This window comes from Agaribacillus sp. DX54 (assembly GCF_056858335.1).
Genome location: NZ_JBXEQE010000009.1, coordinates 1 through 22,296, shown reverse-complemented (window position 1 = coordinate 22,296; position 22,296 = coordinate 1). Strand labels below are relative to the sequence as shown.

Here is a 22,296-nt window from a genome sequence, read left to right as displayed (position 1 = left end):
GAATTTGCTGTTTCAGTGCTATCGACCATTGAAAAAAGATTTTTAGAGATATGAAAGTTATTGTAAGAATTCTTGTACTGTCGCTCATTATTTCCGCATGCAATAGTCAACCAAGCGATTCAAACCCCACATCTGATGTTACAATTTCAGGCAAAGTCAACAACAGGGCTGACGGGGAGATTATTATCGAAGTCATTAAGGACCAAAAGTTTGTTAAACTAAAAACTGTTCCGTTAAACGAAGACAACTCCTTTTCAATCAAGCTTCCCATCGATGAACCTGATTTGTACCGTATTAACTTTTTCAATAAACAATGGGCCTTTCTCGTACTGGATCAGCACCAACCCGAAGTGTTCATCACGGCTGATGGCACCAAGCCTGATGGACTTTTTGATATCAAGGGATCGAAAGATACGGAATACCTGATGGAAGTTCAGAAAATGAGGGCAGAAATACATCTGTTTGCAGAGCGAATTAACATGGCTTTCACGAAAGCGAATCAAGCGGGTGACCAGAAACACATAGAGGAGTTACAAATGCAATACATGGACAAACAAAAAGAAATAAATGATCTTGTCAAAGAGAAAGTCCGCTCCATGGGTAATTCCTTGACGGCCGTTTTGGTAGCACTGGAACTCGACCCCAATGAAGATTTTGCTTTTATGGATGAAATGGCCCAAAAATTTCATAAATCCTTACCAAATTCCCATTTTACAAAGCAATTGGTAGATAAAGTCAATACCCTGCGAAAACTGGCCATAGGTGCGGTAGCACCGGAGATTACCATGGAGGGTCCTGATGGTAATATGATTTCCTTATCTTCATTAAGAGGTAATTATGTGATGATAGATTTTTGGGCAGCCTGGTGCAGACCATGCAGGGCCGAAAACCCAAATGTGGTGGCTTTGTATAAAAAATATAATTCTAAAGGATTTGAGGTTTTTGGCGTTTCATTGGACAGAAAAAAAGAAGACTGGTTGAAAGCCATTGAAAAGGATGGGCTTTCATGGACACATGTTTCGGACCTGCAGTATTTTAATTCTGCTGCTGCCCAATTATATAACATCCAGGCCATTCCTGCTACCTATCTTTTGGATAAGGAGGGAAAAATTATTGCGAAAAACTTAAGAGGAATTGCCCTGAGAAAAAAACTGGAAGAATTATTTGACGGGGCATGAGTCGATCAGGCGTCAGGTAAATATTGAATAAGTATTTTTCAATTGTTCATGTAGTTTTCCGGGATTGGTAAAATGAATGGTATGCAGGCCTAATTCGCGGGCCGCTTCAACGTTTCGTGCATTATCATCAATAAATAAAGTTGAGTTGGGTGATAAACGATGCCTGTCCAGCAACAGGTTATAAAACTTATGGGAAGGTTTTTTCATTTTTTCCTCACCTGATACAACGATGTCCCTGAACAATTGAAGAAAATCGAACTTTTTCAAGGCTATGGGAAATGTCTCATCCGACCAGTTGGTTAAGGCATAAAGCGGATAGCGATTACCGTGGTATAGCGACGTCAGCATATCTACCGTTTCCTGGATCGGCCCGCCCAGCATTTCCTCCCACCGGCCATAAAAGGCTTCGATTTCAGCTTTATAATGAGGGTATTTTTCCACAAGTACCTGCGTGCCTTCTGCCAGGGACCTGCCTGCATCCTGACACTCATTCCACTCCTGTGTACAAATGTTGTCGAAGAAATACGTGCGCTGATCTGCATCCGGGATGATTTTTTTATACAGGTGCTCAGGATTCCAGTCTATCAGCACTCCACCAAGGTCAAATATGATATTTTTAATCATAGATCGGTATACCTATTTATGAAAAAGCAATTTGAGTTCTTGCCAAAGCTCGATCTTCAATTCCTTATTCCGGGATATGGAACCCAAGGTACCGCACCATAGGATCCGCCTCCCTTCACACAGCATATTCTGATAGCGCATTAAGCCGGGCTCCCGTAAAGTATCCGGTATTTTTTCCATAAAACAAAACCTTAGCCCATGTGGCACCATCCTCACATCTTTCATCTGCGTCTTGTTCATGCCAGCTATATTGACCAGGGCGATATCATTCAGATCGACATCAACGGCCATCAATACCTTCTCTAAAAATGCTTCATCTGCCGGATTTAATAATTTTTGATCCGGCTCATCAATCAACACCAGGATTTCTTTCAGATTCTGTCCGGCCACATGTATTTGTGCCGGTTCAATTGTATCTGTTGAACCGGTCTCATCGTCCTCCGCAATGGTCAAAGGGTTTTGGGGATTCAAAAGTTCATTCGTACCAGACTGATTGTCAGGCTCAGCTTTGATACAATAAATATTTTCATTAATCAGGCCGGCGAGGAAAGAATAGTCTTTGGACATGGCTAAACTTGTTATGATTCTGTTTTAAAGATGGACTTGAGCTCCAATGCTTCTTCCGGCGCCATTCTTCTCGCCAGTACCAGCCTCATTTGCCTCCTTCTGAGGGCCCCCTCATAAAGCAATTGTTCCTCATTTGTTTCAGGTATCAGTTCGGGAACATCAATAGGACGGCCGCTTTGATCCACCGCGACAAAGGTAAAGAAGGCTTCGTTGCTTTCAAATCCTTTACCGGAAGGTACGTCTTCGGCAGATACCTTAATGTGTACCTCCATCGAGGAATTGAAAGCCCTGGTGACCTTGGCCCGGAGTGTCACCACATTGCCCAGCCTGATCGGTTGGCGGAAGGAAACATTATCTACTGAAGCTGTGACAACTATGCGGTTGGAATGTTTTTGGGCAGCAATTGCCGAAACAACATCCATCCAATGCATTAAACGTCCCCCCATCAGGTTATCCAGCGTATTGGTATCATTAGGTAACACCAGTTCAGTTTTGATAACCAACGACTCTTTTGCAAATTTTTTCTTTTTTGGCATGTATTTGTGTTAATAATTCATTTTCAATTAAATGGCAGCACTGTCATTTCCAACCATACTCACCCAGCAACGGGACAAACTTAAAATTCTGAAATGACTCTTCTTCAAATCCGGTTTCTGAGATCCTGGTTATTTTAAGCATTTTTTGCAATTTATGGTCTCCGACAGGGATCACCAAACACCCACCAATGGCCAACTGATCTTTAAGCGCCTGGGGCACTACCGGAGCACCGGCAGTAACCAATATTTTATCGTAAGGGGCAAAAGCCGGCAATCCCTTGGAACCATCTCCGCAGAAGAATTTAGCCTGGTATCCCATTTTACCCAATAAGATCCTGGCATTTTTACTTAATCGTTCATTATATTCTATAGTAAACACCCTGGCGCCCAATTCAAGCAATACGCAGCACTGATAACCCGACCCCGTACCAATTTCAAGTATTTTATCCCCCTTTTTTACATCGAGCAGTTGGGTCTGGAATGCCACGGTAAAGGGTTGTGAGATTGTTTGCCCTTCCTCTATGGGAAAAGCGATGTCTTCATAGGATTTTTCAAGAAAGGCAGTGTCTAAAAAAAAATGGCGGGGTACCTGGTTAATAGCTTCAAGAACCTTTTCGTCATGAATGCCCTTTTCTTTTATCTTTTTAACCAAAGCCCTGCGCAAACCTTTGTGTCTGTAAGAATCAACCAATATGTTCTGATTTTATGTATAAGATGATGAGACAAATTTAAATGATTATATTCGATTAGTTGATTATTTTGTGAAATCCTTTAAATAAACTATCCGCCTGCCTCTAAAAATTTGCATTTCTATATTATATTAAGGCGCAGAAAGGGATTTCTATATTGACAAGATCCAAAACCTTAATTAACAACTGCAAAAAATGTTTACCGGTATTATTGAAAGCATTGGAGAGATAACAAATAAGGTAGCCGAAGGAACTAATGTCCATCTGACAATCGAAAGTGACCTTGCCGCTGAATTAAAGGTGGACCAAAGCATCGCCCACAACGGCGTATGTTTAACTGTTACCAAACTTCACAATGATGGCTTTGAAGTAACTGCGGTTGCGGAAACTTTGCTAAAAAGTAATCTGGGAAAAGTGAATGTGGGTGATAAACTGAATCTGGAAAGATGTATGAAAGCAGGAGGAAGGTTTGACGGACATATTGTGCAGGGGCACGTTGACCAGACCGGCACATGTACAGGCGTATCAGATCAGGATGGGAGCTGGATTTTTGATTTTGAATTTGATCCGAAAACTGGGAATATTGTCGTAGAAAAAGGCTCTATTTGTGTAAATGGGGTCAGCCTGACTTGTTTTAATACAACAGAAAACAGTTTTTCAGTAACTATTATACCTTACACCTACGAACATACAAACTTTCATGAGTTGGAGAAAGGGGATCAGGTCAACCTGGAGTTTGACGTAATAGGCAAATACGTGAAAAAAATATTAAGTAAAACCTGAAGTTGAATAAAGATTTGTTGATATGAGTATCAGTTGTATGATCGTCGATGATGACGAGATTTCAAGAAAAATTGCACGGCAGTTCATCGAAATGACTAATTTTCTTGAATTACAACATGAGTGTTCGAATGCGATAGATGCAGCCAATATCCTTAACGATGATGAGGTTGATATTGTGTTTTTGGACTTTTTCATGCCGGGAATGAATGGTATGGACCTTGTGAGAGGCCTTAATAGCTCTCCGGAAATCATTATGATGACTGCAGCACAGCAATTTGCTGTTGAAGCTTATGAACACAGTGTCACTGATTATTTGCTAAAGCCCCTGGCGTATGGCAGATTTCTGAACGCGGTTAATAAGGCCAAAAGAAACATTGACTCGTTTAAGCTGCGTGTCGAGAAACAAAATGACATTTATGTGAAAGCAGATTCCAAGTTGGTAAGAGTCGGTTTTAATGACTTGTATTATGTGGAAGCGATGGCAGATTATGTTATTATGCATACTAAAACCAAAAATCACATTGTGCATTCAACTATGAAAGGAATTATGAAAAGGCTGCCTTCTTCCATATTTGCCCGGGTGCACCGCTCGTTTATCATTAATATCAACCAGATCGACTTCATCGAGGACTATGCGGTGAAAATGCCGGATAAAGTGATTCCCATTGGTGCGTCTTATAAGGAAAGTTTTATGGAAATACTCAACACGCTATAGAGTGTGAGTTTGGGTTTGAGTGTGGGTGTGGGGGTTTTGGGGGAAGGATGTGGGGAGAGGCTAAGTATGGTGGGGGGCTTTATTTAGGTTTTTAATTCCGGGGAAGTGATATTTGTGTAAGGTTTTTTTGTATAGGATAAATACCAGATTAGCAGTTAAAACACCCACTAAAGCACCTGTAACCACATCTCCGGGAAAATGGACTCCCAGGTAAATGCGGCTGTATGATACCACTGCCGCCCAAATGAAAAGATAACCTGCCCATCGTTCTTTTTTTCGAAGTAACAACCATAAGAAAGTAGCCAGGGCAAAGGAATTAGAAGCATGGGAGGAGGCAAAACTATATAATCCGCCACGGTATCCATTGATAATATGGACGATGTCTTTGAGATCGGGATCATGTGACGGCCTTAACCTTTCAAAAAACGGTTTCATAAAACCCGAGGTGATCTGATCAGTAACGATAATCGTGATGATTAAAGCTAAAAGGGCGAAAAGGCCCGCTTTTTTATACTTATAGATCAACCATGAAACAATGAAAACATACAAAGGGATCCATTCCAGCTTTCCCGATATGGTAAACATGATCGGGTCAAGCCAGTCCTGGTGCAGGCCGTTTAGCAACAAAAATATGGCCTCATCAAGTGCCATTAAGTATTCAATCATAGACCTTCAGTAGTGATTTGTTTTCAATATTAGGCATATTGCGTGAAATTTTTGCCATGCCCGGTGATTTAATGTTTGATCTGTAGATTTTCCAACATCGGCAAACCTCTGGCTAAAGGGTACCGATCCAGTTAACACCCTTTTTGAGCCTGGCCAGTGTTTCTGCTTCACGTGTTCCATTTTGAGGTTGGTAATTATAAACCCAGTTAGCCTGGGGCGGCAGACTCATAAGGATGGATTCGGTTCGACCGTCGGTATCCAGGCCAAATTTGGTGCCTTTATCCCAAACCAGGTTAAATTCAACATATCTACCCCTTCTCAAACGCTGCCACTCCAGTTCACGTTCCCCATAGGACAAGTGGTGATTGGCCTGCATAAACCTGGTGTAAATTGGCACAAAGGCCTCGCCTATATCCTTAACAAAGTTGAATCTTTGCGATTTGTCAAAAGGAGGGTCTCCGGCAAGCCGGTCGAAAAAGATGCCTCCCACTCCCCTGGTTTCCTGCCTGTGTTTGAGATAAAAGTAGTCATCAGCCCATTTTTTAAATTCCGGGTAATAGTCCGGATGGTGGCGGTCACATACATCTTTCAAGACTTTGTGAAAATATCTGGCATCCTCTTCAACGACGTAATGAGGTGTCAGATCGATGCCCCCACCCAACCACCAGGTGCCATTACTCATTTCAAAATAGCGGACATTCATATGAATTATAGGCACCATGGGATTAAAGGGATGCAGCACAATGGATACACCTGTGGCATAAAAGTCAGACTCCGGAAGTTGTAGCGCTCTTAGAATGTTTTCCGGGGTTTTGCCAAATACAGCCGAAAAGTTAACCCCGCCTTTTTCTATAATGCGGCCATTGCCGAAAGCCCGGGTAAGACCACCACCTCCACCTGCTCTTTCCCAGGCATCCATCATAAACTTTCCCTTTCCGTCGGCTTTCTCCAGGGCCTGGCAAATATCACTTTGCAGCGATTTGAACCATTGGCTGATTTCCGTTTTATTAATGCTCACGATTGATCCATTGTTTTGTGATAAACTAAATTTTGGCAAAATTAACCTTTATATTTTATAAATAAATGACACCTATGGTTCTGAAATAATAATTTTTATTTATCTTCGTAGTACTTTCAAGAAATTGGGTTTTACCTATAATTTAGGTGATCCTTATTTTCACCCTTAAGAAGGGAAAAGAAGAAGCGCATTGCGAGTCCCATAACAGATTGACAAAGAACAGTGGACTTGCAGTAAGGGAAACAAGGGAAACGGGATTTTGCAAAAGTTGTAAATCCATTGAATGATGTCAGTACTATCATCAAATTAACACTACTTAACATCATTTCAGCTCGTTTACTTTGCTTTGACACTAGGATCGCTTTAGGTCAGAAGCGCCCTAAATCCGGAAGGCTGTTCTTCTGCCCTCTATGATAACCAAATCATTTCCAGGGGGTTGGAAAATAAATTATTGAAAGATGATGAAAATGGATGAAAGGGGGCAACTCCGTGCCTTTATTTACGTAAGGTATGGGAGTATGCCAGGCGGAAAATATAGATAAATCATTGTGGAAAAAAGCCACTTTGAATTTATGATATGTTTAAACCTTGGATTGGGAGACGATAACTATTGGAATCAGGTTTAAATGCTGATTTTAATTTAACGACTCTTTCTAAATTCATTTGGTGAGTCCCTTACTGGAAGAATTTCCGGGGAATGTTTTGAATTTTTAGATGCGCCGATGCGAGTTATTTGGTACCTGACGTTTGCGTCGCATCAAATTTAAATTGCGATTGGAGATTGTAATTATTTCTGGTACAGATAAGATGGTAAATGCGCTTTGTAGGTTATTTGCTTATGAAGTCAATTTTTTTAACTGACAAAACAAGAAATAAGTTAAAAGAACAGACAGCTTACAGTTCGGGAAGTGCTAAGTGATTTCTAATCCTTTACGTGGTTGTATAAAAGTACGTTTGAGCATTTTTTATTAGCAATATACAAGCTATTGTATTGACTATAATGCAATTTTTTATGTTTTTTTTTCAGAAATAAAAGAGACTTTTTGTCATGGAACAAAGTGAATTCAAAAATGAACGCTGGAAAGAGATAGACTTCAAAACTAACTTACAACATGCTAAATATGAAATTTCTAACCACGGCAGGGTTAAAAGTTATGCTTTGAATAAGGAGAAAGGGAAGATTATTAACGGTGGAAATGTAAATGGGTATCGCTCAATTTCAGTAAAATTCGACCAATCATTAACCAGACAGTTTTATGTCCATCGCCTGGTTGCAGAAACATTTTTACCGAAACAAGATCAGGATCAGTACTTTGTGGTACATCTTGATTACAACAAGGAAAACAACAGCGTATATAATCTCAAATGGTCGACTGAAAAGGAGCTTGCGGATCACAACAATAAAAATCCTCAGGTACTGAAACGAAGAGTGACCGGATACAAATTGACTGAAAGTGACGTCAGGATCATCAAAAGACTGCTTAAATCGGATAAAACGAGGCTGAGCATGATTGCCAAACGATTTGGCATTACCCATACCCAGCTCAACCGTATCCGTTCAGGCGAAAACTGGGGCCACGTCAAAATCTAACCCATTTTATTGCAATTTTCATTTTCATTGTAATTTTAATTAAAATGGGTATCCGATACCGATATTGATGACAAATAAATCTTGTGTATCGAACATTTTATTGTTGAAATTCTGGCTGAAGATAAACCTTGACCCCTCCTGACGGGCGGGGTCATATATTTTAAATGCACCATCAAATCTAAGCACCAAAAAAGAGAAATCCAACCTGAGACCCACTCCACTACCTATCGCTATTTCTTTGTAGAATCTATCAAACTCAAACTTACCCCCTTCACGGTCTTCCTCCTCTTCAAAAGTCCAGATGTTGCCGGCATCGACAAAAAAAGCACCGTCTACAAACCCAAACAGGTGCCGCCGTATTTCCCAACTGGCTTCAATTATGATTTCCCCAAACTGTTCAAACCGGTCATCATATTGATTCAAGGAATCTAAGGGGGTATAAGATCCGGGGCCCAATCGCCGGGGGCGCCAGGCCCTGATGCCATTACTCCCACCTGCAAAAAAATATTTTTCGTAGGGCAAGATCTTGTTTCTGGCGTAGGGTTTGGCCATTCCGAGATTTACCCGGTAAGCCATGTTACTTTGCCTGGAAACCGGCAGTGTCTTTCGAAAGTCAATGTTTAGTTTAACAAATTTGTAATATTCCAGATCATTGAAAACATCATCCAGCCTATCCTCGCTCAAAAGGTTCAGGGTAGTTCCTCCGCTTTCTATAAATATTTTAAGCAGAGAAGCATCATTATTGTTTAAACCATAGCTGTTGAAATTAATATTAGTGAGCAGCGACATACTGCTGACAAAGGATGGCTCAAAAGAACGGAACAGATTACTTCCCATATCGCCCCTGCTGTCCAGTTCTATTCTGAATTCGTCGCTGATCGAACTGTTGATAAGTCCCAGTTCAGCCAGTGTAAAAACAAAACTTTTGTTGTTTTTCAACCAACTATAGCCAATAGAGCCATTCAAATTGTTTCTTCGGTAATCGGGCCTGTCTATATAGTTGTTACCCAGGGTAATCCTTGTTTTGGGATTCAGGGTTCCGACATTTGATCGAATCCTGTCACCGTACGGAACGATAAATTGCGGAAAGGTTAAAGAAAAGTTACCACTTATTTCCTGACTGCTGTAAATCTCCCGCTGTCTTTGTTCCCCGCCAATAACAGGGAGGCCCTCGATACCTACCCTTCCGTTGAATTCCAATATCTCAAGGCCTCCGAACAAATTGCGGTTTTTGAAAACGACATTATAAAATGGTCCGGGGAACCCTTCGGTTACGTTGATACCCACACCGATTTCATTGGAGGTCTGAAACTTTTTCAGTGGGCTTGCAAAAATATTAGCTACCATTTTACCACCGGTTGTATCATAGTTGATATTTACAAACCTGAACATATCCAGGTTAGCCAGTTGTCGCTGTGTGTTAAAGGTATTGTTGCGACTATAGGTTTGTCCGGGATAGATAAACAACCGGCTGTCCAATATTTTTTTTGAAAACCTGTCTCTGAAATACTCATAAGTAACGTTATTGAAGTTTTCTTGTGTTCTTTTATTGTTCAGCAAAACAATGTTGGCATCGGTACGGAATTTTACAGAATCCACATAGTAAACTTTATGTCGATTCTGACCGAAAGGTATGTTTATAATTATTTTAATATCCAACTGATGATTGCCTTTCAGGCTGTCTACTTCAAAAAAGATGTATTGTTTAGTAAAATCGAAGTATCCGTTGTTTTTAAGCAGTATGTCAATCCTGTCCCTTTCCTTGGAGATGTTGGACTGTTCGTAGTTTTTACCTGTTTTTAGGGTGCTTGCCTCAACATTTTCTTTCAATAATCTGGCAACTGTCGTGTCTTTGGTTTGATAACTTATCTCGTTAACCTGAAAAGGCCGGCCCTCATCGATGTTATAAACCACGGTCACCTTTCTGCGCTTGCGATGGATGGTGTAATCTGTGTTGGCATGAAAGTAACCTTTTGCGTGCAAGTATCGGTTAATCTGCTCTCTGGCCTCGCTGGTTTTCAGACTGTCAAAGACTGCCAAAGGCTCTCCCCATCTCATTGGCAGGTTTCCCTGCTCCAATACCTTTTCCTGAGCTTCAATCTTGGCTGCCCGCTTTGCGTTTAAATTGCTGAACCGGCGGGGATTATCGCTGTTTTCGGCAATTTTCTTGTCGTATTTAATTTTTATGCCCTCAATTTTTTGTAAAACCTTGGCTGAGTCGTAAGCTTTTAAACCTTGCTGATGCAACCAGACAAAGGGAATCGGAAACCGGTGGTTGGGCTTTTGTCTGTAAAGTGAAGCTATTTCTTCTTTGGAAAGACCTTCTGCCCCCTCGATTTCTTGCTTATAAAGCAGGGATTCGCCATCTTTCAGGTATCGGATTCCCAAACAATTGGTGAACAGCAACCCTAACAATACAAAACAGTACCTGATGATAAATCTCAAACTGCAGACGTTTAAATGATCCCGAAGAACACCGCAAAATTCATTAAATCTCTTCAAATAAAGAAGTATCGCCAAAAAGAAAATGCATTCCCGGTAGAAGGCGCAAAAAACGTGCTTGAATTGTTGAAATCAGATTTTGTTATTCATAAACTTTTTCTTACCAGGCAATTTATCGAAAGGTTTGATAAAGAGGTGGGCGTAGGTGACTTTCCACATACGGTGGTAACGGAAACCGAATTGTCTAAAGTAAGTGCTCACAAAACCAACAACGCCGCATTGGCCATAGCGGAAATGAAACGAAACGAAGGGATTGATTTTGATGCTGGCGAATATGGCATTGTCCTGGACGATATTCGCGACCCGGGCAATTTGGGCACCATTATCCGTATAGCGGATTGGTATGGGATCGGAAAAATTATCTGTTCGGAATCCTCGGCCGACCAGTACAACCCCAAGGCCATCTCTGCCACCATGGGTTCCTTTACACGGGTAAAGGTTTCTTATCAGCCCCTCGCCACTTACTTACCAGGGCTGTCTATGCCCATTTTAGGCACCTACCTCGAAGGTGAGAATGTCCATCGATTTGATTTTCCTGAAACCGGTCTGATACTGGTTGGCAATGAGTCTGTAGGCATCAGCCCATCATTGGAGGTGCTGGTAAGTCATAAACTTCATATACCCCGGTTCGGAGGGGCCGAATCGCTCAATGCGGGGATTGCAACCGCAGTCATATGTGATAATCTTCGCCGCGGATGACGGGGTGTTTTATGTTAATATGCGATAGGTATTCTAAGACTAAATATAAATAAGAAAGTATGGTTTTTTTAGCCAATAAGGGGAGTGATAATTGTCAATTGGATAGGGGTAGGTTACGGTTTTTTTTATGGTTTGAAGATAGATGGGGAAGTGGGATCAATTGCTAATCTTTGGGGTTATTATTTCACTACTAGTGTACGGCTTTTGTATTTCTTTGGTGTCTTGGTGCCTTTGTGGTTCACCATTTTTTATCACGGAGGCACAAAGACACAAAGAGACACCAAGAATTTTGTCGAAGACGTTGTGCAATAGCCACGGAGGCTCGCTGGAGTAAATAAAATTTGGTTGCTGTTTGTAGTGAGGTTTTATATTGGCCTATATAGGCTTTAGCAGGACAATTACTGCGAGGACTTATCAAAGGATTACATCAAAGGATTGCATGAAACACGGCGGTAATACGGAGTTACGGTGAAGTTATAAAAATCCCTGAACAATCATTTATCAGATTGATCTGTTTCGACAAACCTTCAGGGACTGTCCGGCTTTCAGACAGGCTTCATATGATCGCTGGGAGCAGCGGTAATTTCATCTTTGTAAATGGCGCCATCTACCAGGGTCACAACGCGGTGGGCCCTGTCGATCACCCGTTGATCATGCGTGGAAAAAATGAAAGTTATTCCCTCTTCGTGATTTAATTTACCCATGATATCCAGGAGGTTAGCTGCGGTTTTTGAATCCAGGTTGGCAGTTGGTTCATCTGCTAATACAAATTTAGGCTTCGAGGCCAGTGCCCTTGCCACAGCTACACGCTGTTGCTGGCCGCCTGACAATTCATCCGGTCTGTTGTTCATCTTGTCTTTCAGACCCACCTCTTTGAGTAATTCCAGCACTCGCTGGCTACGTTCTTTTTTCGATGCCTTTTGCAACAACATCACAAACTCAATATTCTCCCGGGCAGTAAGTACCGGAATTAAGTTGTAGGCTTGAAAAACAAAACCGATGTTATGCAGCCTGAAATCTATCAATTGATTTTTTTTTAGCGTGTTCAGGTTTTTCCCATCAACCCAAACGTTTCCGCTTGTGGGTTTATCCAATCCTCCTATGAGATTGAGCAATGTGGTTTTACCGGAACCTGAAGGCCCTACCATTGCCGTAAACTCGCCTTGGTCGACTTTCAGGTTTACATTATTCACCGCTTTCACGGGAATGGCGCCCTCATCGTAGATTTTGGTCAGGTTTTCAGTAACAATCACATGGGATAAATCGTTCATGGTCGAGGTAGTTATCAGGTTTAATCAGATTTTTCTAATGGCTTTTAAAGGGTCTAATCTAATGGCAGTAATGGCCGGATAAATGGAAGCCAGCAAAGCAGTAACAATAACCATTATTGTAATCCTTATGTAGTAAATATCTTCCAGTTTTGGATATATAAAGGATTTAAATCCGTAAGCTGCATATCCTTCATCATATACGGCTGACAGGTCCATTCCAGTCTCTCCCAGGTATTGTACTGTGAAATAGCCGAGCAGCATACCAATGGGTGCTGCTGCAATTACCAGGCAGATTGTCTCCAGTGAAATCATAACAAATAGTTTTATTTTGTTCATACCAATGGCCATTAACATGCCAATTTCCCTGACCCTTTCCAGTACCGCCATCAGCATGGTGTTAATAATGCCAAAGGAAAGTGCCAGTAAAATAATGATTAGAAAAATGACCATATATTGATCAAATGACTCTATCATCAGGCTTATTTCGGGAGCAATTTCTTTCCAGTCCTCGGTTTTGGCTTGCGGATACTTTGCATTCAACTCATGGACTATTGTATCCAGCGTTTCAGGCTCATGGACAAGGGCAGCAATTTCGTGGAATTCACCAGGAAGATTGACAAGCCTGCCGATATCGGCACCGCGAACGAAAATGTTGGTTTCATCGTAGAGGGAATTGTACGTTTTATAGAGTCCTATGATGCGGAATGCACCGGCCAGGATATTACCGGTGCTATCCTGAAAGGTCAGGACAATTTTAGATCTCAGTCTTACCTTTAGTTTGTCGGCCAGCTTTTCTCCAATTATTACTTTGTTTCTCGATTCATTATCCAGATAATTACCCTGAGTGAGTTTGTCCTTTAATCCTGTAACAGCATCCTCTGATTCGGGCATAATCCCGATGAATTTACCCCCTGTGCTGGAATTGGCTGAGGAAACCATGCCATTGATAACCACCCTGCCGGTGGCCGCCTGCACCCTGTCATCGGCCTGGATTTCACGGAGCATCTGTGAACCTTCCTGCAGAAAATATTTGACCTCGTTATCCCTTTCAAATTCAGGGTGGTGCATTTGGAAATGAGAGATTTCATTTTTTACGGCATCCTGCAACCGCTGGTCAATCATACCAAAAGCATAGGCCATCATAAAAGCGCCCACCCATAACCCCATTGCTACCGAACCCATCACCAGCAAACTTCTGGTCTTGTTTCTCCAAATGTTTTTCCATGCGATTTGAAATAACATACATCTTATCTTTTTTATTATACTTAACCGGCCATAGCTAAGCATGCATGGCACTGACCGGATTTAGTTTGCTGATTTTCACAAATGGGTAAAGCGATAAAAATAAGGCCAGGAAAAAAACTACCAGACCTTGTGAATAAAAGACTTTTGGAGCAATAGAAAAATAGAAAATAGGTTCTATCCCGAATTTTTCATAGGCTTCAGCCAGTTTGCCACCTAGCTGGATTGGATAAGCAAATAAATAAAGTACGATAGGAATACTTAACAAGATTCCACCGGCGGCACCCAATATGGATATCAATACGTTTTCCAGAATAACCATGGTGGAAAGCCGGAAGTTTTTCATGCCAATAGCCACCATGACACCAAACTCATATTGTCTTTCCAATGTCATCATCAAAATGGTACCGAAAATACCAAACGCTATCAACATGTAAAGCACGATCTGAAAAATCACATTTTCACGTCTCTCCCCTTCAATGACCTGATCAAGTTCCGGCATCATCGTTTGCCAGTTCATTACCTCATATTCAGGTTCAAGCTTTAAAGCGAGGGCCTGGGCAATTTCTTTGGACTTTTCCGGGTCGGCAGGGGAAAGCACCAGGGCCGTCAGTTTGTTTTTAGCCGCAAACAGGTGCTGGCTTTCTTTCAGTGGCAGATAAACCAGACCTTTGTTCAGCTCGGGTGAGCCGAATTTTATCAAGCCTTTTATCGGATATTTTCCGGCTGCACTTACCCCTCTGTATCCCTGTCCTATCAGCACCAGGGTATCATTCACATCCAGTTTCAGATAATCGGCCAGCCCCTCCGTGACCAATACTGCCTTGTCTGAGGGTGAAAGGTAGCTTCCTTTGTCCAGTTTTTCATCCAGTGCCGTTACCCTGGATTCTTTTTCAGGATCGATACCGACTACTATGCAACCTTTTGAATAGCTTTCAGAAGCAGCCAGGGTGAAGGATTCCAGGCGCGGAATTACGTACCGCAGGTCCTTGTTTTCTTCTGTGCTTTGCACCAGGGCAGGTTGCCATTCAAAACTGTTATCGAGGGTCCGGTCATCCCAATAACCATTTTTGTGAATCTGGATATAACCCGTGTAGATACTGACTACATTTTCCTTCATTTTGTCCAAAAGGCCTTTTTTTATAGAATCCAGCAATATTGAAAGTATCACAGCGAATACAATAGAGCACATAGTGATATAAGTCCTTTTTTTATTCCTCCAGATATTACGCCAGGCCAGTTTTAAAAGCATTGCGAAGGATTAAATGTGGTTTTACAATGTTGCATCGGATCATCTTACTCTTTTCATGTTTTGCAAGGAAAAAAAACTTTCATCGATATCAATGTCATAATCCACCTCATGATATTGAATAACCGTTTTTTGCCCTTTCTTTTCGGCTGGAATGTATGCCATTTTGGCTGGAAGAAGCCGGCCGTCAAGCATTTTTATATCGGAAAACAAAACCTGGTTGACCAGGTATCCATCTTCGTCATACAATTCGGTTTTAAGCTCCATGAAGTCCTTTTTATCGATCCAGGAATAGATCTTCCCCCAGACTACCGGGGCTTCCGGTTTGGGCAGCAGCGCTATTTTATAACATTCCCTTCCCAACACTACGGAGTCTTGTAATAGTTTATGATCGTAATCTTCAACGATGGATGATTCTTTGATCAGATCATCATTGGTAAAATCAGAACCCATCCATGATTGCATCATCATAGAGGGAGGAAGTTTAATATTCCTGTCGATGGATGGTATCCAGTTCCAGATTTCTTTTTTACGCTTCAAAAATACTGTTCCCCTGTCCCTGGCAGGCGCCGTAATAAGTATCAGCGAAAACTCAGTATCCTTCGACCATGCTTTGATTCTCATCTCACGTGACCAGGTAGGCCTGACAATGGTAATGCTCATCTCGGCCTGCGACGTGTCGCCTCTTCTTTTTTTGTCAGCTTTTTCCACAATCTCTTTGGCGTTAAGGTTTATCTTTTTATCTGTCCGGTCTGCATTACCTACCACCAACGAAAAGATCAGCATTATGTCTAAAAGGAGTAAAGGCATGATGAAAAAGCGTTTTCGCAGCTAAGATAAGCAGTTGAAAAACCCCCTTAAATGACTGATATCAAGACCCGGAATGATTAAAATCATGATGGAGGTAACTTACCGAACCGCTGGAAGGATATCAAATATTTTGATTGAACTACTGCATAAAGACAATATTTAGATTATTTTTAGATGCATTTGTCAGGAATCCTATAACAGGGTTTCTCAGATATTTTTTATAAGCTGATCAACTGATCCCCGGGCCACCATCAAACAGCCGTTTGTGCTTGCGCCGGGAGAAAATACAGGTGGTTTTTTAATGATAAGTGCGGAGCTTATTGATACAAAACCAGCGATTCGAATTAAATCCTATGATGAAAAGGGAAAGGTGCTTTATGAGACGGTGAAGCAATAACAGGACATCTCCATAGCAACCTTACCCGGAGGTTCCCTGATAGCACTAGTGAGACTTGTCTGTTTTAGGATATTTTCGTCACAAATTCTTGATGTCTCTGTGGTTCGCTGTTTTTTAACCACAAAGGTACGGAGACACGAAGAGTCACGAAGACCCTCAAACCTTAGCCTGTTTCCACCCGCCCTTTTTAAAAAGCCATAACGTAAATAAGCCTACCGAGGTCTCAGAAACGAATACACTCCAAAATACGCCGGAATGCTGCCATCCGAGTTTAATGGCGAACCAATAAGCCAATGGTATTTGGATCAGCCAGAAAAAGACAAGGTTGATCTTCGTAGGTGTTCTGGTATCTCCGGCACCATTGAACGCCTGTACGGACACCATCCACCAGCCGTATACAAAATATGAATATGACAATATTTTTAGCCATTCACCACCAATTGCTATTACCACAGGGTCTGAAGAAAAAATCGCTATTAAAGGTTGATTATAAACAAAAAACACTATCGATACACCAATCAAAAATAACATGTTATAAAAACCGATTCTCCAGACGGCCGACTCAGCACGTTCGGGATACCCGGCGCCCAGATTTTGTCCCACCAGGGTTGCCGCTGCATTCGAAAACCCCCAGGCAGGCATCAGGGTAAACATCATGATGCGTATTGCTACCGTTGAGCCGGCGACTGCCTCACTACCTACGTCGGAAAGTATCCTCATCAGAAAGATCCAGGAAGTCATGGATATCAGCATTTGCCCCACACCACCCAATGAGGTCTGTAAGATGTTAAGTAGTATCTTCGCCTCCCAATAGATTTGGGAGCATGTTACCTTAATATGTTTTCCACCTTTCCAAAGTGCCCATAACTGAATAAGGACACCGATACCCCGGCCTATGTTGGTAGCCATAGCAGCTCCCTGTATGCCCATAGCAGGAATAGGCCCCCATCCGAATATGAGAATCGGGTCCAGGACAATGTTGATTCCGTTGGCGATCCACAGCACACGCATGGCAATGGCAGCATCTCCTGCCCCACGAAAAATGGCGTTAATCACAAAGATCAGCATGATGATGCCATTACCGCCCAACATCCATTGCGTATAGTGATATCCTTGCCGGATACTCCATTGATCCCCGCCCATAAGGGCAAGCAATTCTTTAGCAAAAAAAATACCTGCCAAAGCAAACGGAACCGAAGCTAACAGGGCAATAAATATTGACTGTACAGCCGATAACCCCGCGACTTCCTTCTTTTTTTCGCCGATTCTTCTGGAGATGGTAGCAGTGACAGCCATTGACAATCCAATGGCAACGGAATAGAGTAAAAACAAATAAGTCTCGGTAAGTCCAACGGTTGCAATGGCTGAGGGACCCAATTTTCCCACAAAATATATATCCACCACAGCAAAGGTTGATTCCATCACTAATTCCAATATCATAGGTATGGCCAGAAGAAAAATAGCCTTTTTGATATCAATTTTTGTGTAGTCTGCTTCCGTCCCCCTGATGGCAGCCATAAGTTCCTTCCGGATAGAAGTTTTGGGAGGAAGGGTAGGGGGTACTGATACCAGATGTTTGTTTTCGTTTTCGATCATTCGCTTACTTCCAGGGGAATATCTTCGAGGTTAAGTAAATTTCAGGCTTTTGTGGCAGAAGCATCGATCGTTAAGCCAATGGATTTCTGCCGTTTTCTCTGATTTAAAAGCAACGGTTTTTTGAAAGTACGGGTTACAATTAAAACATCACAATTTTGAAAAGTTTTTAATTTTCATGGGAAGGGTTTTCATCAGGATTCCGGAGCGGCCGTTAACTCTCTTTTGTTAAGACCGCCAGACTGGTCACATAAGAATTTAATTTTGTGGTCCATGGCAGCTTTCCCAGAGGGATAACTTTAATATTTTTGTTCTTGCCGATAATTTTTTCAGTCGCAAGGTATGGCCCCGGAATAACAGAATTGTTTTTCCATAACGGCCTGTTATGGGGAAAATAATCATGTAAAAGGATGATCCCATCCCGGTCTAATACCTCAAGGGCCAGGGGTATTTCCCGGAAGACATTGGTGGCCTCGTGCGAGCCGTCCAGGAATACGAAGTCAAATTTTTTGTTGCAACCTGATAGATAGTCGATAGAGTTGTCAACCACAAATTGAACTTTAGCGTCGATGCCCAGTTTTTGCATCATTTCCAATGGAGAATATTTACTTTTGAACTTTTCCCATCGTTTGCCGGATTGATTATTAACATCAACGATATCCACTGTCACAAAGCTATTCATGCCGTTTTTTTTCAATGCCAAACCGATCATGACAGTAGAACATCCGATATGGGTACCAATTTCCAAAACGTTTTTTGGCTTGAAGTGATTAACCATATAGAAAATCACCCTTTGATCTCCCGGGTTTACACCGCCAGACATCTTAGGAAGGGCCCATTCCCTAAGCAGGCTTAAATGCTCCCTCCAGTGCGCCGTATTTCTCCCGGAAGAAAAAACCTCATTAAAATCCCGGGCTGTCAAAACCCTGAGGTGGGATAAGTTGTAAGCCGGATGGGGCAACCGGTTTAAATCCACTTTTTTTATTAAAGTGGTAATTTCGCGTTCTACTGTAGGAGGGATTAGTTTCCTCAGGTTGATTTTAATAGATTTCTGCAGGCTGGTCATAGGTATGAATTTTTGCATACAATTTACGATGCTATTGTTAATTTAAAGATACCGGTAAAGCATGAAATAGTTAAATATTTCGATCTTATCGGTTTTTTCGAATCTCTAACCAGTAAGGGTTGAAACGCACGAAAAGCGCTTTCAACCTGCCTGTTAATGATGCCTTTTGTATGTCCTGATTCCCATGCCCTGAGATGAGTTTGAAGGCGAAGTGTTTTTTATTAATGGTTAAAGTCCAGTAAGGTAAACCAATTGACTTTTTAATCATTGAAAAAATCTTTTCTGGCTCGACGCGCCGGATTGATGATGGTGGGGTGTCAATACTATTCATTCAAAAAACAGCCAGTTACCTGCAGGATATTACCAATGTTGTCCCGGGGCGAAAAAGGTTCCGAAAAAACTATATAAAAGATCGTGGAAATTGTGTAACAGATCCCATTCACATTTAAAGTAATTTTGATATGTAATTTAAATGAGTGGAATAATGGAAAAAGTTATAGATAAGCCAATTGACAGTGCCATTATCAAAGAAAACTATGGCGTATCGGGTATGACTTGTGCCGCTTGTGCAGTTAGTTTGGCGTCTTATCTCAAACACCGGAAAGGTATCGAAGAGGTAAGCGTCAATTACCCAAACCAATCAGTGACACTACATTTTAATCCGGTTGTTATTTCCCTGGACGAAGTGAAACAGGCGGCTCGTGAGATAGGATATGAAATTATTACTGGCCGGTCAGAAGAAAAACAGAAGGAAATGGAAGCAGCCGCGGACCGGCGACTGCAAACATTGAAACTAAAAGTGATTTTTTCGGCCGTTTTTGCGCTTCCGGTATTTCTTATAGCCATGTTTTTTATGGGGATGATACCTTATGAAAACTGGATTATGTTGGTATTGACAACTCCGGTGATTTTCTGGAGTGGTTCCGGGTTTTTTGTGAATGCCTGGAAAAAAGCCCTCCACTTTTCCACTAACATGGATACACTGGTAGCCTTAAGTACGGGTATGGCTTATTTGTTTAGCGTTTTCAATACAATTTATCCGGCCTTTTTAATGAACCATGGAATACCTCCCCATGTGTACTATGAATCAGCGGTTATCATTATTACACTGATTCTTTTAGGAAGGTACCTGGAGGAAAAAGCCAAAAGCAAGACATCTTCCGACATCAAAAAACTGATGGGGCTGCAACCAAGGGAAGTCACAGCACTAAGAAACGGTGCGGAAGAAGTAATTTTACAGGAAGAGGTGATCAAGGGGGATATACTTATTGTCAAACCCGGAGAAAGAATTCCTGTGGATGGGGTAGTCAAAAGAGGGGAGTCGTACATTGATGAAAGCATGATTACAGGGGAGGCCATACCTGTTATTAAAACAAAAGGTGATAAAGTATTTACCGGGACCATCAATCAGAAAGGAAGCCTGAGGATTTTGGCAAAGAAGGTGGGGCAAGACACCTTACTTTCCCAGATCATCGGATTGGTACAGCAGGCACAGGCCAGCAAACCACCCATTCAAAAACTGGTCGATAAAATAGCCGGTATTTTTGTTCCGATAGTAATGCTGGTGGCCCTTGTGGCCTTTGCTGTCTGGTACTTTACCGGGCCAGAGCCGACTTTTACTTATGCTTTTCTGGTGTTAATCACAGTCCTGATCATAGCTTGTCCCTGTGCTTTGGGGCTGGCTACGCCTACTGCCCTTATGGTTGGCATCGGCAAAGGGGCTGAAAAAGGTATCCTGATCAAAGATGCCCGGACGCTTGAGGTTGCCTGCAAAACTGATGCAGTGGTGTTGGATAAAACCGGTACCATCACAGAGGGGCGCCCGGAAGTTACCGATATGGTTTGGTTTGATGGAGGCGACTTGTATGGCAGCATATTGATGGCCATTGAGTCACAATCCGAACACCCTATTGCTGAGGCGATTGTCAGAAAACTAAAAGCCAATGGAACCAAACCGGCCCCGGTCGACATGTTCGAAAGCATTACCGGGCATGGTGCCCAATCAAAATATCAGGATCAATGGTTTTACGCAGGAAATGAGAAACTCATGACTGACAACGGCATTCATCCGGACAGCGATATCATCGTTAAAGCAGATACCATGCGCCGTGAGGCAAAAACGGTTGTTTTTTTTGCTGATGAAAAAGAGATAAAGGCGCTAGTAGCAGTGGCTGACAGGGTTAAAGCGTCTTCGGTGAGGGCCATAGAAAGTCTGAAAGACCTGGGCATTGCGGTACATATGCTTACAGGTGACAACCATGAAACTGCAGAAGCCATTGCAAAACAGGTACACATCGATCATTTCAGGGCCCATGTACTGCCGGCCGATAAGGGTAATTTTGTGAAGGAGCTTCAGTCCCTGGGCCAGGTGGTGGCCATGGTAGGAGACGGGATCAACGACTCACATGCCCTGGCCCAGGCTGATGTGGGGATTGCCATGGGTAGTGGTACGGACATAGCCATGGAAAGTGCCGGTATTACATTGATGCATTCTGATCTTCCACAGATCGCCCGGGCGATTCAACTTTCCAGGGCCACCGTTGTAACGATCCGCCAAAACCTTTTCTGGGCATTTATTTACAATGTTATTGCTATTCCTATTGCTGCCGGGGTGCTGTATCCTGCGTTTGGTTTTCTCCTAAACCCAATGATTGCAGGTGCTGCCATGGCTGTGAGCTCTGTTTCGGTGGTGACCAACAGCCTGATACTGAAAAGAAAGCGGTTGGACTGAGACCTTTTGTTGTTTCCGGTAAAAGATAGATTTGAAAACAATTTTTAACTAACAAAAGTACAATCATGAAGAAAATGCAATTCAAAACAAATATCAACTGCAACGCCTGTATTAAATCGGTAACCCCATTTCTAAACGAACTGGATACCGTGGATACGTGGCAGGTTGATATCGATAACCCGGATAAAACCCTGACGGTTGAGTCCGGGGACAACAACCGAAATGAGGTGATGGATGCAGTTAACAAAGCGGGATTTGAAATAGAGCCGTTAGCGGACGATTAGGTTCGGGAGCGCTCACCACGCTTATAGCACAAGCTGACGTGGGGTTTACACAACATTTTGGACAAAATTCTTTGTGTCTTGGTGT

21 protein-coding genes are annotated in these 22,296 nt (G+C 42.2%); 7 read left to right on the top strand and 14 right to left on the bottom strand.

What is annotated here, in order from left to right; translation table 11 throughout:
* Positions 1–50 precede the first annotated feature (50 nt).
* A complete protein-coding gene (locus tag AC04NP_RS11930; protein WP_482859979.1) occupies positions 51–1,178 on the top strand; it encodes a redoxin domain-containing protein in 1,128 nt (375 codons plus the stop codon).
* 12 nt (positions 1,179–1,190) lie between these two features.
* Here the strand turns inward: AC04NP_RS11930 and AC04NP_RS11925 are convergent, their stop codons facing one another.
* Genes AC04NP_RS11925 through AC04NP_RS11910 form a run of 4 tightly spaced genes read right to left on the bottom strand, consistent with a single transcriptional unit; the run spans position 1,191 to position 3,596 of the window.
* Positions 1,191–1,802 carry an HAD family hydrolase gene (locus tag AC04NP_RS11925; protein ID WP_482859978.1) on the bottom strand — a complete coding sequence of 204 codons (612 nt, stop codon included), beginning with the start codon at positions 1,800–1,802 and terminating at the stop codon, positions 1,191–1,193.
* Positions 1,803–1,814: 12 nt separating this feature from the next.
* Positions 1,815–2,369, bottom strand: coding sequence for a hypothetical protein (locus AC04NP_RS11920; RefSeq protein WP_482859977.1), 555 nt, complete (start codon positions 2,367–2,369; stop codon positions 1,815–1,817).
* A gap of 11 nt (positions 2,370–2,380) precedes the next feature.
* Positions 2,381–2,905 (bottom strand): acyl-CoA thioesterase, encoded by a 525-nt coding sequence (locus AC04NP_RS11915; RefSeq protein WP_482859976.1) that lies wholly within the window; start codon positions 2,903–2,905, stop codon positions 2,381–2,383.
* 43 nt (positions 2,906–2,948) lie between these two features.
* Positions 2,949–3,596 carry a protein-L-isoaspartate(D-aspartate) O-methyltransferase gene (locus AC04NP_RS11910; protein ID WP_482859975.1) on the bottom strand — a complete coding sequence of 216 codons (648 nt, stop codon included), beginning with the start codon at positions 3,594–3,596 and terminating at the stop codon, positions 2,949–2,951.
* 193 nt (positions 3,597–3,789) lie between these two features.
* Here AC04NP_RS11910 and AC04NP_RS11905 point away from each other — a divergent pair, with 193 nt between their 5' ends.
* A complete protein-coding gene (locus AC04NP_RS11905) occupies positions 3,790–4,377 on the top strand; it encodes a riboflavin synthase (protein WP_482859974.1) in 588 nt (195 codons plus the stop codon).
* A gap of 22 nt (positions 4,378–4,399) precedes the next feature.
* Complete coding sequence (locus AC04NP_RS11900) at positions 4,400–5,092, top strand: LytR/AlgR family response regulator transcription factor (RefSeq protein WP_482859973.1); 693 nt, start codon at positions 4,400–4,402, stop codon at positions 5,090–5,092.
* Positions 5,093–5,152: 60 nt separating this feature from the next.
* Here the strand turns inward: AC04NP_RS11900 and AC04NP_RS11895 are convergent, their stop codons facing one another.
* Positions 5,153–5,758: a phosphatase PAP2 family protein gene (locus AC04NP_RS11895; protein WP_482859972.1), complete on the bottom strand. Its 606-nt coding sequence runs from the start codon at positions 5,756–5,758 to the stop codon at positions 5,153–5,155.
* Positions 5,759–5,870: 112 nt separating this feature from the next.
* Positions 5,871–6,770, bottom strand: coding sequence for an oxygen-dependent coproporphyrinogen oxidase (gene hemF, locus AC04NP_RS11890; protein ID WP_482860133.1), 900 nt, complete (start codon positions 6,768–6,770; stop codon positions 5,871–5,873).
* Positions 6,771–7,824: 1,054 nt separating this feature from the next.
* On the opposite strand from hemF, the gene AC04NP_RS11885 reads away from it, so the two are divergent.
* Positions 7,825–8,367, top strand: a complete 543-nt coding sequence (locus AC04NP_RS11885; protein WP_482859971.1) for an NUMOD4 domain-containing protein — start codon at positions 7,825–7,827, stop codon at positions 8,365–8,367.
* Between the two features lie 39 nt (positions 8,368–8,406).
* On the opposite strand, the gene tamL is transcribed toward AC04NP_RS11885, so the two are convergent.
* A complete protein-coding gene (tamL, locus tag AC04NP_RS11880) occupies positions 8,407–10,812 on the bottom strand; it encodes a translocation and assembly module lipoprotein TamL (RefSeq protein ID WP_482859970.1) in 2,406 nt (801 codons plus the stop codon).
* Positions 10,813–10,827: 15 nt separating this feature from the next.
* Between tamL and AC04NP_RS11875 the strand changes: the two genes are divergently transcribed.
* Entirely contained in the window at positions 10,828–11,568 is a 741-nt protein-coding gene (locus AC04NP_RS11875; protein WP_482859969.1) for a TrmH family RNA methyltransferase, read from the top strand.
* 545 nt (positions 11,569–12,113) lie between these two features.
* Here AC04NP_RS11875 and AC04NP_RS11870 read toward each other — a convergent pair.
* From AC04NP_RS11870 to AC04NP_RS11840, 7 genes are all read right to left on the bottom strand, one after another.
* Positions 12,114–12,839: an ABC transporter ATP-binding protein gene (locus AC04NP_RS11870; protein WP_482859968.1), complete on the bottom strand. Its 726-nt coding sequence runs from the start codon at positions 12,837–12,839 to the stop codon at positions 12,114–12,116.
* Between the two features lie 24 nt (positions 12,840–12,863).
* Positions 12,864–14,081, bottom strand: a complete 1,218-nt coding sequence (locus AC04NP_RS11865) for an ABC transporter permease (RefSeq protein ID WP_482859967.1) — start codon at positions 14,079–14,081, stop codon at positions 12,864–12,866.
* Between the two features lie 37 nt (positions 14,082–14,118).
* Entirely contained in the window at positions 14,119–15,333 is a 1,215-nt protein-coding gene (locus AC04NP_RS11860) for an ABC transporter permease (RefSeq protein ID WP_482859966.1), read from the bottom strand.
* A 39-nt stretch (positions 15,334–15,372) separates the two neighbouring features.
* On the bottom strand, positions 15,373–16,140 hold the full coding sequence (locus tag AC04NP_RS11855; protein ID WP_482859965.1) for an outer membrane lipoprotein-sorting protein: 768 nt from the start codon (positions 16,138–16,140) through the stop codon (positions 15,373–15,375).
* Between the two features lie 553 nt (positions 16,141–16,693).
* Positions 16,694–18,133 (bottom strand): MATE family efflux transporter, encoded by a 1,440-nt coding sequence (locus AC04NP_RS11850; protein WP_482859964.1) that lies wholly within the window; start codon positions 18,131–18,133, stop codon positions 16,694–16,696.
* A gap of 211 nt (positions 18,134–18,344) precedes the next feature.
* Complete coding sequence (locus tag AC04NP_RS11845; protein WP_482859963.1) at positions 18,345–19,196, bottom strand: class I SAM-dependent methyltransferase; 852 nt, start codon at positions 19,194–19,196, stop codon at positions 18,345–18,347.
* A gap of 85 nt (positions 19,197–19,281) precedes the next feature.
* Positions 19,282–19,464, bottom strand: coding sequence for a hypothetical protein (locus AC04NP_RS11840; RefSeq protein ID WP_482859962.1), 183 nt, complete (start codon positions 19,462–19,464; stop codon positions 19,282–19,284).
* 216 nt (positions 19,465–19,680) lie between these two features.
* Between AC04NP_RS11840 and AC04NP_RS11835 the strand changes: the two genes are divergently transcribed.
* A complete protein-coding gene (locus AC04NP_RS11835; protein ID WP_482859961.1) occupies positions 19,681–21,927 on the top strand; it encodes a heavy metal translocating P-type ATPase in 2,247 nt (748 codons plus the stop codon).
* Between the two features lie 65 nt (positions 21,928–21,992).
* Entirely contained in the window at positions 21,993–22,211 is a 219-nt protein-coding gene (locus tag AC04NP_RS11830) for a heavy-metal-associated domain-containing protein (protein WP_482859960.1), read from the top strand.
* Positions 22,212–22,296: the final 85 nt, after the last annotated feature.

What these genes read in the sequence shown, in the direction of transcription:
- AC04NP_RS11930 (WP_482859979.1), top strand. Translation starts at nt 51, where the DNA reads ATGAAAGTTATTGTAAGAATTCTTGTACTGTCGCTCATTATTTCCGCA.
- AC04NP_RS11925 (WP_482859978.1), bottom strand. Translation starts at nt 1,802, where the DNA reads ATGATTAAAAATATCATATTTGACCTTGGTGGAGTGCTGATAGACTGG.
- AC04NP_RS11920 (WP_482859977.1), bottom strand. Translation starts at nt 2,369, where the DNA reads ATGTCCAAAGACTATTCTTTCCTCGCCGGCCTGATTAATGAAAATATT.
- AC04NP_RS11915 (WP_482859976.1), bottom strand. Translation starts at nt 2,905, where the DNA reads ATGCCAAAAAAGAAAAAATTTGCAAAAGAGTCGTTGGTTATCAAAACT.
- AC04NP_RS11905 (WP_482859974.1), top strand. Translation starts at nt 3,790, where the DNA reads ATGTTTACCGGTATTATTGAAAGCATTGGAGAGATAACAAATAAGGTA.
- AC04NP_RS11900 (WP_482859973.1), top strand. Translation starts at nt 4,400, where the DNA reads ATGAGTATCAGTTGTATGATCGTCGATGATGACGAGATTTCAAGAAAA.
- AC04NP_RS11895 (WP_482859972.1), bottom strand. Translation starts at nt 5,758, where the DNA reads ATGATTGAATACTTAATGGCACTTGATGAGGCCATATTTTTGTTGCTA.
- AC04NP_RS11885 (WP_482859971.1), top strand. Translation starts at nt 7,825, where the DNA reads ATGGAACAAAGTGAATTCAAAAATGAACGCTGGAAAGAGATAGACTTC.
- AC04NP_RS11875 (WP_482859969.1), top strand. Translation starts at nt 10,828, where the DNA reads ATGATCCCGAAGAACACCGCAAAATTCATTAAATCTCTTCAAATAAAG.
- AC04NP_RS11870 (WP_482859968.1), bottom strand. Translation starts at nt 12,839, where the DNA reads ATGAACGATTTATCCCATGTGATTGTTACTGAAAACCTGACCAAAATC.
- AC04NP_RS11865 (WP_482859967.1), bottom strand. Translation starts at nt 14,081, where the DNA reads ATGTTATTTCAAATCGCATGGAAAAACATTTGGAGAAACAAGACCAGA.
- AC04NP_RS11860 (WP_482859966.1), bottom strand. Translation starts at nt 15,333, where the DNA reads ATGCTTTTAAAACTGGCCTGGCGTAATATCTGGAGGAATAAAAAAAGG.
- AC04NP_RS11855 (WP_482859965.1), bottom strand. Translation starts at nt 16,140, where the DNA reads ATGCCTTTACTCCTTTTAGACATAATGCTGATCTTTTCGTTGGTGGTA.
- AC04NP_RS11850 (WP_482859964.1), bottom strand. Translation starts at nt 18,133, where the DNA reads ATGATCGAAAACGAAAACAAACATCTGGTATCAGTACCCCCTACCCTT.
- AC04NP_RS11845 (WP_482859963.1), bottom strand. Translation starts at nt 19,196, where the DNA reads ATGACCAGCCTGCAGAAATCTATTAAAATCAACCTGAGGAAACTAATC.
- AC04NP_RS11840 (WP_482859962.1), bottom strand. Translation starts at nt 19,464, where the DNA reads ATGATTAAAAAGTCAATTGGTTTACCTTACTGGACTTTAACCATTAAT.
- AC04NP_RS11835 (WP_482859961.1), top strand. Translation starts at nt 19,681, where the DNA reads ATGGAAAAAGTTATAGATAAGCCAATTGACAGTGCCATTATCAAAGAA.
- AC04NP_RS11830 (WP_482859960.1), top strand. Translation starts at nt 21,993, where the DNA reads ATGAAGAAAATGCAATTCAAAACAAATATCAACTGCAACGCCTGTATT.